This is a genomic window from Mesorhizobium sp. M1217, assembly GCF_040318275.1.
GTDB lineage: Bacteria > Pseudomonadota > Alphaproteobacteria > Rhizobiales > Rhizobiaceae > Mesorhizobium.
In genome coordinates this window covers 1-18,109 of the sequence record NZ_JAMYMA010000025.1, presented here as the reverse complement: position 1 = coordinate 18,109, position 18,109 = coordinate 1, and the positions used below count along the sequence as shown (strand labels likewise).

Annotated in this window: 14 protein-coding genes; 3 read left to right on the top strand and 11 right to left on the bottom strand. The window is 64.3% G+C overall.

From position 1 onward, the window contains the following. Positions 1-117 precede the first annotated feature (117 nt). From NKH37_RS30265 to cysG, 5 genes are all read right to left on the bottom strand, one after another. Positions 118-654: a DUF934 domain-containing protein gene (locus NKH37_RS30265; RefSeq protein ID WP_023718941.1), complete on the bottom strand. Its 537-nt coding sequence runs from the start codon at positions 652-654 to the stop codon at positions 118-120. A 215-nt stretch (positions 655-869) separates the two neighbouring features. Then, positions 870-1,634: a phosphoadenylyl-sulfate reductase gene (locus NKH37_RS30260; RefSeq protein ID WP_023718940.1), complete on the bottom strand. Its 765-nt coding sequence runs from the start codon at positions 1,632-1,634 to the stop codon at positions 870-872. Then, entirely contained in the window at positions 1,609-3,279 is a 1,671-nt protein-coding gene (locus NKH37_RS30255) for a nitrite/sulfite reductase (protein WP_353005907.1), read from the bottom strand. Before NKH37_RS30255 ends, NKH37_RS30260 begins: the two co-directional genes overlap by 26 nt. A gap of 73 nt (positions 3,280-3,352) precedes the next feature. Next, positions 3,353-3,658: a DUF2849 domain-containing protein gene (locus tag NKH37_RS30250; RefSeq protein WP_023718938.1), complete on the bottom strand. Its 306-nt coding sequence runs from the start codon at positions 3,656-3,658 to the stop codon at positions 3,353-3,355. After that, a complete protein-coding gene (gene cysG / locus NKH37_RS30245; protein WP_352592662.1) occupies positions 3,655-5,106 on the bottom strand; it encodes a siroheme synthase CysG in 1,452 nt (483 codons plus the stop codon). The genes NKH37_RS30250 and cysG overlap by 4 nt, the downstream gene beginning before the upstream one ends. A 441-nt stretch (positions 5,107-5,547) precedes the next feature. On the opposite strand from cysG, the gene NKH37_RS30240 reads away from it, so the two are divergent. Together NKH37_RS30240 and NKH37_RS30235 are read left to right on the top strand one after the other, a co-directional pair. Further along, positions 5,548-5,997, top strand: a complete 450-nt coding sequence (locus tag NKH37_RS30240; RefSeq protein WP_023718936.1) for a baeRF12 domain-containing protein — start codon at positions 5,548-5,550, stop codon at positions 5,995-5,997. 227 nt (positions 5,998-6,224) lie between these two features. Next, the gene (locus NKH37_RS30235) at positions 6,225-7,997 is read left to right on the top strand and encodes a cation:proton antiporter domain-containing protein (RefSeq protein ID WP_353042174.1); all 1,773 of its coding nucleotides are present in this window, start codon (positions 6,225-6,227) and stop codon (positions 7,995-7,997) included. A 114-nt stretch (positions 7,998-8,111) separates the two neighbouring features. Here NKH37_RS30235 and NKH37_RS30230 read toward each other — a convergent pair whose 3' ends face one another. From NKH37_RS30230 to NKH37_RS30205, 6 genes are all read right to left on the bottom strand, one after another. Next, on the bottom strand, positions 8,112-8,864 hold the full coding sequence (locus NKH37_RS30230) for an SDR family NAD(P)-dependent oxidoreductase (protein ID WP_023718933.1): 753 nt from the start codon (positions 8,862-8,864) through the stop codon (positions 8,112-8,114). Positions 8,865-8,961: 97 nt separating this feature from the next. Beyond that, positions 8,962-9,300, bottom strand: a complete 339-nt coding sequence (locus NKH37_RS30225; protein WP_352483599.1) for a hypothetical protein — start codon at positions 9,298-9,300, stop codon at positions 8,962-8,964. A 3-nt stretch (positions 9,301-9,303) separates the two neighbouring features. Continuing rightward, positions 9,304-11,556: a transglycosylase domain-containing protein gene (locus NKH37_RS30220; protein ID WP_023718931.1), complete on the bottom strand. Its 2,253-nt coding sequence runs from the start codon at positions 11,554-11,556 to the stop codon at positions 9,304-9,306. A gap of 291 nt (positions 11,557-11,847) precedes the next feature. Beyond that, a complete protein-coding gene (locus tag NKH37_RS30215; protein WP_352483601.1) occupies positions 11,848-12,099 on the bottom strand; it encodes a hypothetical protein in 252 nt (83 codons plus the stop codon). A 204-nt stretch (positions 12,100-12,303) separates the two neighbouring features. Beyond that, the gene (locus tag NKH37_RS30210; RefSeq protein ID WP_031193995.1) at positions 12,304-12,924 is read right to left on the bottom strand and encodes a ribonuclease D; all 621 of its coding nucleotides are present in this window, start codon (positions 12,922-12,924) and stop codon (positions 12,304-12,306) included. A 103-nt stretch (positions 12,925-13,027) separates the two neighbouring features. Then, positions 13,028-14,413 carry a M20/M25/M40 family metallo-hydrolase gene (locus NKH37_RS30205; RefSeq protein ID WP_352483602.1) on the bottom strand — a complete coding sequence of 462 codons (1,386 nt, stop codon included), beginning with the start codon at positions 14,411-14,413 and terminating at the stop codon, positions 13,028-13,030. A 445-nt stretch (positions 14,414-14,858) separates the two neighbouring features. Between NKH37_RS30205 and polA the strand changes: the two genes are divergently transcribed. After that, positions 14,859-17,807 carry a DNA polymerase I gene (gene polA, locus NKH37_RS30200; protein ID WP_353005909.1) on the top strand — a complete coding sequence of 983 codons (2,949 nt, stop codon included), beginning with the start codon at positions 14,859-14,861 and terminating at the stop codon, positions 17,805-17,807. The last annotated feature ends 302 nt before the right edge of the window (positions 17,808-18,109 follow it).

Sequence of the window (18,109 nt, the reverse complement as noted above, 5' to 3'; positions counted from 1 at the left end):
CCACATTTATTCGGATCGCAAAATAATGGACCTATCCTAAGACGGGGACGGGCAAAATAAAAGATCGAATCGGCAATGTGGTCCGACCAGATCGTGCTTCTGGTCCCCTGGAGCAGATCAGCTGGCGCGCACCCGCCGCCAGGAATATTTCGGGCCTTTGGCCTCCGGCTTCACCGCCGGCTGGTAGAACAGCGGCAGTCCGCCGGTGCGGCCTTGCTCGAGCCGCTTCAGCAGCACCGGGTGCGAGATCTCGAATTCGTCGAAGCCGAGGCGCAGCATGTGCGGCAGCTGGTCGATAAGCACCTGCCCGGTGGCGCGCATGGCGCCGGTGAAATGGTAACGGCTGCGCAGCAATTCGCCCTTGGAGAACGAGCGGCCGTCATTGAACGCCGGGAAGGCCAGCGCCACCAGCGACAGCTGATCGAGCAGGCCGGCGATCTTTTCGAGCTGATCGCCGGGCTGCAGCAGCACGCCGATGCGTTCCTTCGCCGACCGCCGCACCTCCCGATCGAGGCCGAGAAACGCCTGCAGCGGCAGGATGAAGCGGCCATTGCCGACCAGCGCCTCGGCGCTTTCGGCATGAACCCACTCGTCCTCGCAAAAACCATTCGGCGTCCACAGCCGGGTGGCGTTTTCCGCTATCAATTCGCTCATCAAGAAATTCCCAAGTCCACAAGGTTCTAAAGTGCAAAACACCTCAGGGGGTGTTGAGATTCAGGTCAGGCCGAGCCGGAGCCGAAGGCGGGCGCGAAGCGACCAAACTGCGTGGCTTCCGAGAACCGGAGCGGAGCGTACTTTTGGGTACGTGAGCGCCGGAAGCGCAGGAAGCCGCCGTTTGCAGGCCGGCATCACCTGAATATCAATATACCCTAAAGTGAGGCATCGGTCAGCGACTTCTCCAGCCCCGACAAATGGATGCCGCATTCGGTCTTGGCGTGCCCGGCCCAGCGGCCACTGCGCGCGTCGTCGCCCGGCTGCACCGGCTGCGTGCAAGGGAAACACCCGATCGACAGATAGCCATAGGCGACCAGCGGGTTTTCACGCAGCGCATGTGCGCGCATGTAGCTGGCCTGGTCTGATGTCGTCCAGTGCGCCAGCGGATTGATGCGGATGCGCGAGCCGACCGCCTCGAACACCGGAAGCGCTGCCCGGGTCGCGGCCTGGAAGCGCTTGCGCCCGGTGAACCAGGCACGGAACGGCTCGACGCCGCGCGCCAGCGGCTCGACCTTGCGCACGTCGCAGCAGGCGTCGGTATCGGTCTCGTTCAGATTGCCGGTCGGGTCGATCCTTGCCAGCGCCGCATCGTCGGGCCTGATCACCCGGATATCGGTCAACCCGAAATCGGCGACCAGCGCGTCACGATAGCCGAGCGTTTCCTCGAAATGCTTGCCGGTGTCGAGAAAGATCACCGGCAGCGTGCGGTCGATCTCCGCGATCATGTGCAGCAGCACCGCCGAATCCGCGCCGAAGGACGAGACGGCGGCGATTTCGCCGTGAAAGAATTCCCGGGCCGACCGCTCGATAATCTCCAGCGGCTTTAGATGGCCATAGAGCGCGTCGAGACCCGCCGCTTCGGCGGCGATGCCGGCCTCGACGTCGATGATCCGGTCAAGCGGCCTTGGTTTCGCCAGCATAGAGCGCCTCCTTGAACGGCGCGGGACCGACACGGCGGTAGGCGTCGATAAATCTTTCGTTTCTGTCCAGCCGAAGCCCGAGATAAGTCTCGACGATCTGCTCGATGACATCGGTGATCTCTTCCGAACTGAAGCCGCGGCCGATGATCTCGCCGACCGAGGTGTTCTCGTCGGCCGAGCCGCCGAGCGTCACCTGGTAGAGCTCGGCGCCTTTCTTCTCGACGCCGAGGATGCCGATATGGCCGACATGGTGATGGCCGCAGGCATTGATGCACCCGGAAATCTTCAGCTTCAATTCGCCGATCTCGCGCTGGCGCTCCAGCGAGGCGAAGCGCCGCGAGATTTCCTGTGCCACGGGAATCGAACGCGCTGTCGCCAGCGCGCAATAATCGAGGCCGGGGCAGGAGATGATGTCGCTGATCAGGTTGGAATTGGCCGTCGCCAGCCCGATATCGACAAGCGCGTCATAGACCGCCTTGAGGTCGGCACGCGCGACATGCGGCAGGATCAGGTTCTGCTCGTGACTGACGCGCAGCTCGTCGAAGGAATATTTTTCGGCAATGTCTGCGACCGCTTCCATCTGGCTGTCGGAGGCGTCGCCGGGCGTCTCGCCAATGCCCTTGAGCGAGATGGTCACCGCCGCGTAGTCGGGATGGCGATGGGTGACCACATTCTGGTCCAGCCATTCGGAAAAGCTCTTCGAGTCGAGCCGGGCAAGCTTGACCGCCTCGTCGCCTTCCGGCCGATCGACAAGCGCCGGCGGCGCGAAATAGGCGTCGATGGCGCGGATGTCTTCTTCCGGCAGCCTCAGCTCGGCGTCCTTCAACTCCTGCCATTCGGCCTCGACCTGGCGGGTGATCTCCTCGACGCCGGTCTCGTGGACCAGGATCTTGATGCGCGCCTTGAACTTGTTGTCGCGACGGCCGTAGAGGTTGTAAACGCGCAGGATCGCCGTGCAGTAGGACAACAGATCCGCTTCGGGCAGGAAGTCGCGGATCTTCTTGGCCACCATCGGCGTGCGGCCCTGGCCGCCGCCGACATAGACGGCGAAACCAAGCTCGCCGGCGGCGTTCTTCTTCAGATGCAGGCCGATGTCATGCGTCTGGATGGCGGCGCGGTCGCGCTCGGCGCCGGTCACCGCGATCTTGAATTTTCGCGGCAGGAACGAAAACTCCGGATGCACCGACGACCATTGCCGCAGGATTTCGGCATAGGGGCGCGGATCGGCAACCTCGTCGGCGGCGGCGCCGGCGAAGTGGTCGGCGGTGACGTTGCGAATGCAGTTGCCACTGGTCTGGATGGCGTGCATCTCGACGCTTGCCAGGTCCGCCAGGATCGCCGGGATGTCCGACAACGCCGGCCAGTTGAACTGGATGTTCTGGCGGGTCGTGAAATGCCCATAACCCTTGTCGTATTTGCGTGCGATGTGGCCGAGCATACGCAGTTGCTTGCTGTTCAGCGTGCCGTAGGGCACGGCGATGCGCAGCATATAGGCATGCAGCTGTAGATAGACGCCGTTCATCAGCCGAAGCGGCCGGAACTGGTCCTCGGTGATCTCGCCGGCAAGCCGCCGTGCGACCTGGTCGCTGAACTCGGCGACGCGGGCCTTGACGAAATCGTGGTCGAACTCATCGTAACGGTACATTTTCAGGTCTTTCCGGGCGCGTCCGCCCGTTATTTTCTTCGTTCGAGCACGATCGGGATCATGCTTGTGTCATCTATGCCGCGCGTGCGGCCTGCGGACGGGCCTGCTTGCCCAGATCATGGCGGGTGGTCGGGCCGGCGGCACGGATCTTTTCGCGCAGCCGGACCGCCTCGACAGTGCCGTTGACCACAGTCACGTCGATCAGATTGACGTCGACCACCTCATTGTCGGCGGAGGCCTTGGCGCCGATCGCCTCCAGCCGGTCCTCGGCCGCCTTGTCATGGGCGATGTCGGCATGGTCGATGATCTCGGCCCAGCCGCCATTGGCGTACCAGACGGCTATGCCGTCGGCGAGACGGTTCGCGGTCAGCACTTTCATTGGTTCACTCCTTCCGCGGCAGCACGGGCCACGCTGTCCTGCCTGTGTGCGGCCAGCGGCTCGGACCGTTCGAAATTGGCGCCGGCGACGGCGTCGCCGATGATCGTCATCACCGGGCCGCTGAGGTCGGCGCGCGCCTCCAGCGACGGCAGGTCGGCGAGCGTGCCGTGGAAACGGCGGCGGTTGGCAAGACTGGCATTCTCGACCACGGCGACGGCCGTGTCCGGCGACAGGCCGGCTTCGATCAGCCGGCCGGCGACCTCGGCGGCGACCGAGCGCCCCATATAGACGGCGACCGTCGCGCCCGAAATGGCGAGCTTTGCCCAATCGGGCAGCGAATTTCCCTTGAGGTCGTGGCCGGTGGTGAACACCATCGACGACGACACGCCGCGCAACGTCAGCGGCAGTTCGAAATCGGCGGCGGCGGCGAAGGCCGCGGTGACGCCCGGAACCACTTCGTAGGCGACGCCGGCATCGCGAAGTGCCGCCATCTCCTCGCCGGCCCGGCCGAACACCAGCGGGTCGCCGGACTTCAGCCGCACGACGCGCTTGCCGGCGTGGCCAAGCTCGACCAGCAGCGCATTGATCTCGGCCTGGCTCTTGGAATGGCAGCCCTTGCGCTTGCCGACCGGCAGGCGTTCGGCATCGCGGCGGCCCATGGCGACGATGGCCTCCGGCACCAGCGCGTCATGGACGATCACGTCGGCTTCCATCAGCAGGCGATGGGCGCGCAGCGTCAAAAGGTCCTCGGCGCCGGGACCGGCGCCTACAAGCGCGATATGGCCCGATGCCGGTTCGTTCGAAAGCAGCAGGCCGACGGCGGCATCATGCGCCTGCGAAAGCTCGCCGGCCTCCACGGCACGGGCCGGCGCGCCGCCAAAGAAATCGCTCCAGAAGCGGCGGCGGGCATTGCCCTTCGGCAGCAGCTTTTCGGCGGCGCCGCGAAACGACGCGGCAAGTGCCGCTAGCGGCCCGAGCGAGGGCGACAGCATGCGGTCGATGCGGCTGCGCAGCATCTGCGCAAGCACCGGGCCGGCACCTTCCGTGCCGATGGCAATGGCGACCGGCGCGCGGTTGACCAGTGCCGGCGTGAAGAAATCGCAGAGCTCCGGCCGGTCGACGGCATTGACCGGAATGCCCAGCCGGCGCGCATCCCCGGCAACGCGGCGGTCGAGCGCCTCATCGCCGCTGGCGGCAAACACCATCACCGCACCATTGAGATGTGCTGCATTATAGGCGTCGGCAATGTGGGTGGCGCCCGTCTCGGCGATGCAGGCCAGCAGATCGGCGCTTGCGGCATCGCTGACGATGCGCAGCACAGCGCTCGACTGAGCGAGCAGCCGCGCCTTGGCCAGCGCTTCCTCGCCGCCGCCGACGATGGCGACGGCTTCGCCCTCGACCCGCATGAAGACGGGAAAGGCATTGAGCTTAGGCTTGGCTTGCGGCATGACGAGCGGAATCCTGGAACCGTTTGCCAGTTCTACGCGGGGCCGCGAAAAACCAGAAGGCACCCACTCGCGCATCGCTTCGTAGCAGGCAATCTCTTTTCTGCAAGCATAACGGCCAAGAGAAAAATATTCCACATTCAGATGCGGAGCGGATTGAAGCTGCTGTTGCGGCCCCTGATCCGCTGCCTTTCTAGCGGCTTGCCGAGCTAGCCACAAAACAGATTTTTCTAATTTCTACCAATTTAGTAGATTAAAGCCGCCGGATGCCAACCGAGCCATCAAAGACAGCCTGGCGCTCTCGCCGGCTCCTGTCGGAGATACCGGGTCAGAGTACCGGAACATTCACGCCTCGGCACGCGTTTGCTCTATAGGCTCAAGCCCGGTCATGCCCCTGCGGCAAAGGCCCGGCGATGGGCTTGAAAAATCAAAAAGGAGCGCCCCATGAGCAACGTCAGACTGAAACGCGGACTGTGGATCGTGGTGGCAGATGGCGAAAAGGCGCTGTTCCTCGAGAACCGAGGAGACGTCCAATATCCCGACCTTCAGGTCGTGCACGAGATGGAGCAGGAAAATCCGGCAACCCGAGAGCAAGGCACGGACCGCCCCGGCCGCTACAGCGACGGCCCTTCCGTCCACCGCAGTGCGGTCGAGGACACCGATTGGCACCGCCTCGGCAAGGAGCGTTTTGCCGACGAGATTGCCGACCGGCTCTACAAGCTGGCGCATCGCGGCACCTTCAAGGAGATCGTGCTGATCGCACCGCCGCCGGTGCTGGGCGACATGCGCCGGAAACTGCACAAGGAGGTCACCGACAAGATAACGGCCGAAATTCCAAAGACGCTGACCAACCACAGCATACCCGATATCGAGAGCCTGCTGCAGGCGACCTGATCGGGCATCGGCGGCGCAGCAACTTTCATTTCGGTATCAATAACCTGCCTGGAGCAGGCCGCGCCGGGTGGCAACGCTTGCCGGCTTTCTGCCTTTTGCTTCTTTGCCATCGATTTCATAGGGATTGCGGGTTGTCTCGCGACTGTCCCAGCCCCCATACTGCCAAGGCGGCGGCTTTTGGACGGCGCATGTCCGACATCGCGATTCCCGAAGGCGCTCCATAGACAATGCCGCATGACACGCCCCTTATCGCCACCATCGTCGCCGGTCTGGGGCTGGCTTTCGTCTTCGGCGCACTTGCCAATCGTTTTCGCGTGCCGCCGCTGGTAGGCTATCTCATCGCCGGCGTTCTGGTTGGACCGAACACGCCGGGTTTCGTTGCCGATGCCGGCCTCGCCAATGAACTTGCCGAGATCGGCGTCATCCTGCTGATGTTCGGCGTCGGCCTGCATTTTTCGCTGAAGGACCTGTTGTCGGTCCGCGCCATCGCTGTGCCCGGCGCCATTGTGCAGATCGGCTTCGCGACAGCTCTTGGCGCCGGCCTTGCCTGGATGCTCGGCTGGTCGATGGGCGCTGGGCTGGTCTTCGGCCTGGCGCTTTCCGTGGCCTCGACCGTGGTGCTGTTGCGTGCCCTGCAGGAGCGGCGGCTGATCGAGACCGAGCGTGGCCGCATCGCCGTCGGCTGGCTGATCGTCGAGGATCTGGCGATGGTGCTGGCGCTGGTGCTTCTGCCGGCATTGGCCGGCGTGCTCGGCGGCCAAGAGCAGGTGGAGGTGCACTCCAGCGGTCTGCTGTCGCTGCCGGCGAGCTACGGCGTCTGGGGCGTCGTCGGCATGACGCTGGCCAAGGTCGCCGCCTTCGTCGTGGTCATGCTGGTGGTCGGCCGCCGGCTTATCCCCTGGATCCTGCATTATGTCGCCCATACCGGATCGCGCGAACTGTTCCGGCTGGCGGTGCTTGCGATTGCGCTTGGCGTCGCCTTCGGCGCGGCCAAGCTGTTCGGCGTGTCGCTGGCTCTCGGCGCTTTCTTCGCCGGCATGATCATGAGCGAATCCGAGCTCAGCCATCGGGCGGCCGAGGAATCGCTGCCGCTGCGCGACGCCTTTTCCGTGCTGTTCTTCGTTTCGGTCGGCATGCTGTTCGACCCGTTCAGCCTGATCAGCAATGGCTGGCCGATCCTGGCGACGCTGGCCATCATCGTTATCGGCAAGTCGCTGGCAGCCTTCGTCATCGTCGTCGTTTTCCGCTATCCGGTCGCAACGGCATTGATGATTTCGGCAAGCCTTGCCCAGATCGGCGAATTCTCGTTCATCCTGGCCGAACTCGGCGTCGGGCTGAAACTGCTGCCCGAACAAGGCCGCGACCTCATCCTCGCCGGCGCCATCCTGTCGATCGTCCTCAATCCGCTGATGTTTCTTGCCGCCGACCGGATGAAACCCTGGCTGGAAGCACGCGCCGGCAGGACGGCGCCGTCCGGCGAAGCAAGGCCGATCGGCCCGGCGACCGAACCCGGCCAGGTGGCTTCGGTCGCGGCGCCCGCGAAGGAGGATGGCCCGCCGCCCAGGACGAGGCTGACCGGCCACACCATCCTGATCGGCTACGGCCGCGTCGGCAGCCTCGTCGGCGCGTCGCTGAAGCAGGCCGCCCTGCCCTTCCTCGTCATCGAGGATGCCGACAAGACGTTGGCGAAGCTCAAGGCCGAAGGCGTCGAAACCGTGGCCGGCAACGCGGCGAATGGCGACGTGTTCGCCGCATCCAATGCCGAGGGCGCGAAGCGGCTGATCCTGGCCATCCCCAACGCCTTCGAGGCCGGGCAGGTCGTGCTGCGCGCCCGCGCCGCCAATCAGACAATCGAGATCATCGCCCGCGCCCATTCCGATGCCGAGGTCGAGCACCTCAAGGGCCTTGGTGCCGACACCGTCATCATGGGTGAACGCGAGATCGCCCGCGGGATCGTCGAGGAGGTTTTGGCAGCACCGAAAGCGCCCACGGCAGCCTAAGCCTGCGCTGCCCCGCCAGCGTAGCGGTCAAGCCCCTTCTCCCCGTTCTTCACGGGGAGAAGGTCCCGGCAGGGGGATGAGGGGCAGCGTCAACGATTGATCAAAACCAACCGCTCAAACGTGCTGGCCGCCGTTGATGTGGATTTCTGAGCCGGTCACGTAGGACGCCTGCTGCGAGCACAGGAAGAAGATGATGTCGGCGACTTCCGCGGTGGTGCCGAGCCGCCTCAGCGGAATGGTCTCGACGATTTTTTCCGTGCCCGGCGACAGGATCGCGGTGTCGATCTCGCCCGGCGCAATGGCGTTGACGCGAATGCCGTGCGGACCGAAATCATGCGCCATCTCGCGCGTCAGCGAGCCGAGTGCCGCCTTCGAGGTCGCGTAGGCGGTGCCGGCGAAAGGATGCACGCGGGTGCCGGCGATCGAGGTGACGTTGACGATCGAACCCTTGGCTGACGCCAGCTCCTTGAACAGGCCCCGCGCCAGCATGATCGGCGCGAAGAAATTCACCTGGAAGACGTCGCGCCAGACATGCATCGGCGTGTCGATCGAGTTCATGCGGCTGTTGCCGTCCTTGAGCTTCGGCGAGATGCCGGCATTGTTGACCAGCGCGTGCAACTGCCCGCCATGGGCCTCGAGCCGGTGGCGGATCTCGGAGATGGCGATGCCGACATCTTCCTGGTCGGCGAGATCGACCTTGATGTGGTCTTCCGGGCCGGCCGGCCACGGGCAGTCCTCGGCAAAGGCCTGGCGCGAGCAGGTGATGACGCGCCAGCCTTCGCGTGAAAAGCGCTTGACCGTGGCATGGCCGATGCCACGGCTGGCGCCGGTCAGCACGATGGTTTTTCTGGTGTCGGGTTCAGCCATGTCGCGGTCTCCGGCGCGTGATCTAACCGAATATGGTTACAATGACGAGAGGCCGCCAGAAGATCACAGGGCCGGTTGCGTGGCTGCTGGCAACCGTTCAATAGCAGGTCGGACACTGCACATACAGGCCGAGATTGAGAACAAAGACCAGAGCCGCCAACGTCCAGATAACCCCTAGGAACGCGCCACGCGAGCGCCCGGCCAGACGCGCAACGCCCCAGGCCACCCCATAAGGCAACAAAAGACCCATGATGACGGAGCCGTATACCGCTCCGATTCTTTCCTGATCGAGGTATGCCGGATTGGGGAAATAGAGATACGGCAGATGCCGAATGACCACGACACAAACGGTCATCCCGAGCAGCAAGAGCCACTGCCACGTGCTTAGACGCTTGTATCCTTTGACGTCAGCCGGCTTGGCCGGTTCACCGGACATCGCCTAACCTCCGCCCAGAATGTCCAGGATCGAGGTCTGCCGCTTCTTGACCGGGCCGCCAACTTCGCCGGGCGGCACCGGATGCTTGATCGATCCGGTGGCACTGTCGACGCCCGGCATGGCAAGGCCGCCGGCATCGACCGTCTCAGCAGGGCGCACGGGACGCGAAGCGGGCTGCGTAGCTGCCGCAGGCGGCGCCGATTGGCCAACGGACGCGACCGGCGCCGGCGGTGCCGTGTCGGCCGGTATCTCGTCCGGGACGACGGTGTCGGGCGGCGTCGATTTCCAGGTTCCGGGCAGCGGCCGCACCGGCACGCCCTCATGCGCGGCGACCATGAACTCGTGCCAGGCCTGCGCGGGCAAGGCGCCGCCGGTGACCTTCTTCATCGCGCTGCCGTCATCATTGCCGAACCAGACGCCGGTGGTGAGGTTGGCGGTATAGCCGATGAACCAGGCGTCGCGCGAGTTCTGGCTGGTGCCGGTCTTGCCGGCCGCCGGCCAGGCGAACGCCGCCTTCCTGGCCGTGCCGATCTCGACCGTGCCGGTCATCATCGAGTTCATCATGCCGACGACATCGGGCTTGACGACGCGCGGCGCACCGCCGCCATTGTTTTCGTAGAGCACCTTGCCGTCGCTCGTCGTGACGCGGCGGATGAAATGGATGTCGGGCTTATAGCCGCCATTGGCGAAGGGAACATAGGCCGAGGTCAGTTCCAGCGGCGTCACTTCCGAGGTGCCCAGCGCGATCGAAGTGTTGGCCGTCAGCTCGGACTGGATGCCCATGCGGTGCGCCGCCTCGACCACCGCATTCGGTCCGACTTCCATGGTCAGCTGCGCGGCCACCGAGTTCAGCGATTTTGCCAGCGCCGTCGCCAGCGTCACCTTGCCGAAATATTTGCCGCCGTAATTGTCGGGCGTCCAGTTGCCGATCTTGATCGGCGCGTCATTGCGCACGCTGTCCGGCGTACGGCCGGATTCCAGCGCCGCCATATAGACGAACGGCTTGAACGCCGAGCCCGGCTGGCGGCGCGCTTCCGAGGCGCGGTCGAACTGGCTGGTCGAATAATCATAGCCGCCGACCATGGCGCGCACCGCGCCGGAATTGTCGATCGACACCAGCGCGCCCTGGCTGACATTGAGCTTCTTGCCGCTCTGGTCGATCAGCCGGCGGATCGATTGCTCGGCGAGCTTCTGCAGCGTCAGATCGACGGTCGTGTCGACGACGATGTCGCGGCGCACGTCACCGATCAGGTCGGGCAGTTCTTCCATGATCGTATCGGCGACATAGTTTTCCGAGCCGGTCCAGTAGGACGGCGCGCGCGTCGCCGGCGCGCTCATCGCCGTGGTCATCTCCTTGGCGCTTATCTTGCCCTCGTCGCGCATCGCGGCGAGCACCAGCTGCGAGCGCTGCTCGGCCGCCTTTGGGTCGCGTGCCGGCGACAGCCGCGACGGCGCCTTGAGCAGACCGGCGAGAAGTGCCGCCTCCGACAGCGTGACGTCGCGCGCGCTCTTGCCGAAATAGCGGCGCGAGGCCGCTTCGACGCCATAGGCGCCCGAGCCGAAATAGACCCGGTTGAGGTACATTTCGAGGATCTGGTCCTTCGTATGCTTGTGCTCGAGCCACAGCGCCAAAAGCACTTCCTGCACCTTGCGCTCCAGCGTGCGGTCCGGCGTCAGGAACAGGTTCTTGGCCAGCTGCTGGGTCAGCGTCGAGCCGCCCTGCGAAAAATGCCCGCCGAGCACATTGGTCATCATTGCCCGGGAAAGGCCGATCGGGTCGATGCCGAAATGCGAATAGAAGCGGCGGTCTTCGATGGCGATGACGGCCTCGGGAATATAGGGCGACATTTCGTGCAGGCCGACGGCCTCGCCGCCGCTCATGCCGCGATTGCCAAGCAGCTGGCCGTCGACCGAGACGATCTTGATGTTGGGGGCGCGGTCGGGAATGGCCCAGGTGGTGGCCGCCGGCATTTTCGCGCCGTAATAGACGACGATGCCGGCAGTGGCGATACCGCCCCAGATGGCCAGCACGAAGCACCAGTAGAACAGCCGGCCAAGCACGCCGAACGCGCCGCGCCGGCCTTTGCCGCGCCCGCCGCGTGACGGCTTGGCCTTGGTCGATTTGCGCTTTGCGGCGGCTTTGCGGTTGTTCGGCACGACGCGGTCCTCCTCGCTCACCGAAAAACCGGCCGAGGATCTCGCCCCCGGCGATGCCTCGAAGCTGGGTTCGATGCGACTGTCTTTCCGGTTCGCCATGCGCTGTGCTGTCTTCCCCATGCCTATGGCGTTCGGGTTGAAGACTAGATGCGGCGATTTAAGGGCGGGTTAAATCGGGAAAAATCGAAGTAAACTGTATTCAATCACTTGCGAAGCACGCCCGGCTCGCGACAGTGCCAAAGCCGAAACGAAAAAACCCGCCTCGGCAGGCGGGTCGTTGGCGCCAATAAGCACCATAGCGGGATTAATAGCATAGCTGCCGGCACAAAGCAAGAACAAAATACGCTTCGCCTCAGAATAATCACTTCAGTTCGACGGTTGCGACCACCCTCAGTCGTCCGCGTCCGGGTCGTCGGAGGCGGGCCGCCAGCTGATCGGTTCGATCTTCTTTTGCGTATGGCCGTCCGTATAGGCCCACCAGCCGGCGTCGCTTTCGTCCCAGTCGCCGCCGGCCGCCTTCAGCCGGTCGAGCGAACGGTATTGCGCGATGCTTTCGTTCATCACGCCGTCCCTATCCTGCCAGTAGACGGTGACCTTGGAACCGTCCTTGGGTGCCGTTTCGATCGGTTTTCGCGCAGCCATTTCCATTCCTCCCGGTGAAGCGAACGGAGCGCCGGGACAAGCGCCCTCGGTTCCTGGCCGATGGCCTTTATGAGAATTCGCTCCGGCGAGACATATGGCGTGGTTTTCGAGAACCGGAGCGCAGCGGACATTTGGGTCCGTGAGCACCGGAAGCGGAGAAAACTGCGCCAGATGGCCGCCGGAGTAGAATTATCATGAAGGCCATTAGCTGTGGGCGAAGATATCCTCCTCATCCCAGCCCATCAGGTCGAGTTTCGCACGCGTCGGCAGGAAGCGGAAGCAGGCATCGGCCTCCCTGGTCCGGTTGTCGCGCGCCAGCCGCGCGCTCAGCACGTCGCGCAGCCGGTGCAGGTAGAGCACGTCGGAGGCGGCATATTCGAGCTGCTCGGGCGACAGCGTCTCGGCCGCCCAGTCCGAGGATTGCTGCGCCTTCGACAGGCCGACCCCGAGAAGCTCGAAGCAGATGTCCTTCAGCCCGTGCCGGTCGGTGTAGGTGCGCGTCAGCCGCGACGCGATCTTGGTGCAGAACACCGGCTCCGGCATGACGCCAAAGGCGTTGTAGAGTACGGCGAGATCGAAGCGGCCGTAGTGGAAGAGCTTGGTGATGCTGCGATTCTTCAGCAGGCTGACGAGGTTCGGCGCCTTCCTCTGGCCGGGCGCGATCTGGATGACGTCGGCCGAGCCGTCGCCCGGTGAGATCTGCACGACGCAGAGCCGGTCGCGATGCGGGTTCAGCCCGAGCGTCTCGGTGTCGATAGCGACCGCCCCGACATCGTAATGCAGCAGGCCGGGCAAATCGTTTTTGTGGAAACGTATGTCGCTCATCGTCTTCTCCGGTCGCGGCCCCGTGCAGCGATACGCGACGGGCCGTGCCCGTCCTTGCCGTGATCCGGTGAAAAATCAACACAAAGTTGATTGTGACGCAATTTCAGCGTGTCAGCGCCTCGAGAATGCGCGCCCAGGAGCGCTGGCCCTTGTGGAAAGAGCTCATCTCGTACTTCTCGTTCGGCGAGTGGATGCGGTCGTCGTCAAGACCGAAACCGACCAGCAGCGATTCCATGCCGAGATAGGTCTGGAAATCGCCGACCACCGGGATCGAGCCGCCGCTGCCGGTCACCACCGCCGGCTTCGGCCACTCGTCGGACAGCGCCTGCTTGGCCTTGGCGAGAAAGGGCGAGTCGTAGGAAAGCTGGATCGCCGGCGAGGCGCCGTGCGGATGGAATTCAACCGAGCAGTCGGCCGGAACGCGCTGCCTGACGAATGCCTGGAAGGCGGCGCGGATTTTTGCCGGATCCTGTTTGTGGACGAGGCGGAAGGAGACTTTTGCCGAGGCTTGCGCGGCGATCACCGTCTTGAAGCCCTTGCCGGTATAGCCGCCGATGATGCCGTTGAACTCGGCCGTCGGGCGCGCCCAGGTCAGTTCGAGCACCGAGCGGCCCTTTTCGCCGGACGGAATCGACAGGCCGATCGGGCCGAGGAAGGTCTCGGCGGTCTCGCCCAGCGACAGCCACGACTGCAATATCTGCGAGGGCGTTTCCTCGACGCCGTCATAGAAACCCGGAATGGTGACGTGACCATCCTCATCGTGGATGTCGGCCAGGATTTTTGCCAGGATGCGGATCGGATTGGCGGCCGCACCGCCATACAGCCCGGAATGCAGGTCGCGGTCGGCGGCCGTCACCGTGATCTCCTCGCCGACCAGCCCGCGCAGCGAGACGCAGATCGACGGCGTATCGCGGTCCCACATGCCGGTGTCGCAGACCAGCGCGAAATCGGCCTTGAGCTCGTCCGCATTCGCCTCGAGAAACGGTTTCAGCGACGGCGATCCGGACTCCTCCTCGCCCTCGAACAGGATCGTGATTCGGCACGGCAATCCGCCATGCACCTGCTTCCACGCGCGGCAGGCCTCGACGAAGGTCATCAGCTGACCCTTGTCGTCGGCCGCGCCGCGGCCGGTGATCACCTTGTGGCCGGGCTCGATCTCCTTGACCGCCGGCGCGAACGGGTCGCTTTCCCACAACTCGATCGGATCGATCGGCTGCACGTCGTAATGGCCGTAAAACAACAGATGCGGCGCGCCGGCTGGCCCGTCGTGATGCGCGACCACCATCGGATGCCCTGGCGTGTCGCGCACGCTGGCGTCGAAGCCGATCAACTTGAGCTCGGCGACCAGCCATTCGGCGGCCTTGCGGCAGTAGGCCGCGTAGTCCGGATCGGTGGAGATCGACTTGATACTGAGCAGGCCGAACAGGCGTTCCAGGCTCTGGTCGAAGTTCTTGTCGAGGCGGTCGAGGACAGGGGAAACTGCGGACATAGGCGGGCCTTTCGATTCTGGCGGCGAATCTAGAGCCCATGCGGCCAAACGGAAAGCCCGCGAACGTTGGGCCACGGGCAGGATCGGGTCGAAAGGCAAAAAAATGCCGCCGTGGTGGAGGGGGAACCACGGCGGCCTTACTCGAAACGATGCGGCAGCCCGGAGAGGGGGGATAGGCTGCCGCAAGTGTCCGGGATAGGCGGGGGACGGGCCTTGCTCCGGACTTCGGCGAAAACTGCCGATGGCGTTTATCTGTGTCTGCGAACGTGGCGATTCAAGGGCACAAAAATTACACTTTCGTAACATAGGCGTGAGCGAACAAAGCTCCGGCCAAGCCCTCATGGGTCGGCCGATCTCGCGCCATTTGTCAGGGTGTTGCCGGAACGCTTGCCACAAGCCGCCTTTGGCATGGACCGCGGCGCTGCGCCGCGCTATCCCTCGTGCCATGAAAAAAGGCGATCATCTCTTCCTTATCGACGGCTCCGGCTACATCTTCCGCGCCTATCACGCACTGCCGCCGCTGACGCGCAAGTCCGACGGGCTGCCGACCAGTGCCGTGCTCGGCTTCTGCAACATGGTCTGGAAGCTGACGCAGGACGCCCGCAACACCGATGTCGGCATCGTGCCGACGCATTTCGCCGTGATCTTCGACTATTCGTCGAAAACCTTCCGCAACGACCTCTACCCCGAATACAAGGCCAACCGCTCGGCGCCGCCGGAAGATTTGATCCCGCAATTCGGCCTGATTCGTCAGGCGACCAGGGCCTTCAACCTGCCATGCATCGAAACGGAAGGCTACGAGGCCGACGACCTGATCGCCACCTATTGCCGGCTTGCCTGCGAAGCCGGCGCCGACACCACCATCATCTCTTCCGACAAGGATTTGATGCAACTGGTTGGCCCAACGGTTGCCATGTACGACCCGATGAAGGACCGCCAGATCGGCGTTCCCGAGGTGATCGAGAAGTGGGGCGTGCCGCCGGAGAAAATGATCGACCTGCAGGCGCTGACCGGCGATTCGGTCGACAATGTGCCAGGCGTGCCCGGCATCGGGCCGAAGACGGCGGCGCAATTGCTCGAACAGTTCGGCGACCTCGATACGCTGCTCGCCCGCGCCGGCGAGATCAAGCAGGACAAGCGGCGCGAATCGATCATCGCCAACGCCGACAAGGCGCGCATTTCGCGTGATCTGGTGACGCTGAAGAACGGCGTGCCGGTGACCGAAGGGCTTGACGAATTCGTGTTGCACGCGCCGGACGGTCCCAGGCTGATCGGCTTTCTCAAGACCATGGAATTCTCGACGCTGACCCGCCGCGTCGCCGAAGCGACCGGAACCGACGCGGGCGACGTTGCGGCCACTGCCGTCACGATAGAGCGTGCCGATACCGCGCATGGCCCCGATATGGGTTTTGGCGTGCCCGCGGCCGCCGAGAGCGCACCCCCGTCGGACGAAGCGGCTTCCGAAGTCCCGGCCGAAGCCAAGCAAGGCGACACCCCATCGCTGCTTTCGGCGCTTCGCCTGGAGGCTGCGACCGCCCGCAAGATCGACACCGGCGCCTACGCCTGCATCCGCGACGCCGCGACGCTGAAGGCCTGGATCGCCGAGGCGATGGAGAGAGGCATCGTCGCCTTCGACGTTAAGGCCTCCTCGCCCGATCCGATGCGGGCCGAACTGATCGGCCTTGCCATGGCCGTCGCGCCTGGCCATGCCGCCTACGTGCCGCTTGCCCATAAAAACGGCAATGGCGACCTGCTCGGCGGCGGCGCGGTCGACAACCAGATCTCGATCCGCGACGCACTAGCGTTGCTCAAGCCGCTGCTCGAGGACAAATCTGTCCTCAAGATCGTGCACGACATGAAATACCGCCTCGTCGTCATGAGCCGTCATGGCATCGAGATCGGCCCCTATGACGACACCATGCTGATCTCCTACGTGCTCGAGGCCGGCACCCATGGTGGCCATGGCCTGGAGGCGCTGGCCGATAAATGGCTCGGCCACGCGACCATTCCGCTGAAGGAACTGGCCGGTTCGGGAAGAAACTTCGTCGGCCTCGATCAGGCCGACCTCGGCAAGGCGACGGCTTACGGCGCCGAGCACGCCGACGTCGCGCTCAGGCTCTGGCAGGTGCTGAAGCCACGCCTTGCCGCCAAGGGCCTGGTCTCGGTCTATGAACGGCTGGAACGGCCGCTGGTGCCAGTCCTGGCACGGATGGAACAACGCGGCATCTCCGTCGACCGGCAGATCCTGTCGCGGCTCTCCGGCGAACTGGCACAAGGTGCGGCGCGGCTCGAGGACGAGATCTACCAGCTGGTCGGCGAGCGCATCAACATCGGCTCGCCAAAACAGCTCGGCGACATCCTGTTCGGCAGGATGGGCCTGCCCGGCGGTTCGAAAACCAAGACCGGCCAATGGTCGACCTCGGCGCAGCTTCTCGAAGACCTCGCCGCCGAAGGCCACGAATTGCCGCGCAAGATCGTCGATTGGCGCCAGCTGACCAAGCTGAAATCGACCTATACCGATGCCCTGCCCGGCTTCATCCATCCCGACACCAAGCGCGTCCACACCTCCTACGCGCTTGCCGCGACGACGACCGGCCGGCTGTCGTCCTCGGATCCCAATCTGCAGAACATCCCGGTGCGCACCGTCGAGGGGCGAAAGATCAGGACGGCCTTCATCGCCGACAAGGGCAACAAGCTGGTTTCCGCCGACTACAGCCAGATCGAATTGCGCGTGCTCGCCCATGTCGCCGAAATCCCGCAGCTCAAGCAGGCCTTCGCCGACGGCGCCGACATCCACGCCATCACCGCCTCGGAAATGTTCAACGTGCCGGTCGAGGGCATGCCTTCGGAAGTGCGCCGCCGTGCCAAGGCGATCAATTTCGGCATCATCTACGGCATTTCGGCCTTTGGCCTCGCCAACCAGCTGTCGATCGCACGCGAAGAAGCCGGTGACTACATCAAGAAATATTTCGAGCGCTTCCCCGGCATCCGCGACTATATCGACGCCACCAAGGCCTATGCGCGCGAGCACGGCTTCGTCGAGACCATCTTCGGCCGCCGCATCCACTACCCGGAGATCAGATCGTCAAACCCCTCGATCCGGGCGTTCAACGAGCGCGCCTCGATCAACGCACGCCTGCAGGGCACCGCCGCCGACATCATCCGTCGCGCCATGATCCGCATGGACGAGGCGCTGGAGAAGGCGAAGCTTTCCGCCCGCATGCTGCTGCAGGTGCATGACGAACTGGTCTTCGAGACGGCCGAAGCCGAGGTCGAGGCGACGATTCCCGTCGTCTGCCACGTCATGGAGAACGCCGCCATGCCGGCGGTATCGATGTCGGTGCCGCTGCACGTCGACGCCCGCGCCGCCAACAACTGGGAAGAGGCGCATTAGGGCGGGGCCGATCAACTGCAATCTGTAGCGATTCGTCGCGCCCCCCTCTGTCCTGCCGGACATCTCCCCCACGAGGGGGGAGATTGGCAGCTTGGGCGCTGCGCACCATCGATTGGAAGTGGCAAACGCCGGGATGTTAGCCGATCTCCCCCCATGTGGGGGAGATGTCCGGCAGGACAGAGGGGGGCGCTGTCCCGCCAGTTGTGTGCGTCAAGTTCTGCAAAAATGGCGTGGCAGTAGCTGTGACGTCGGCGTGTCCGCCGCGCAGCCCCCGTGTTTAGCGGAGCGGCGGACACACGGCG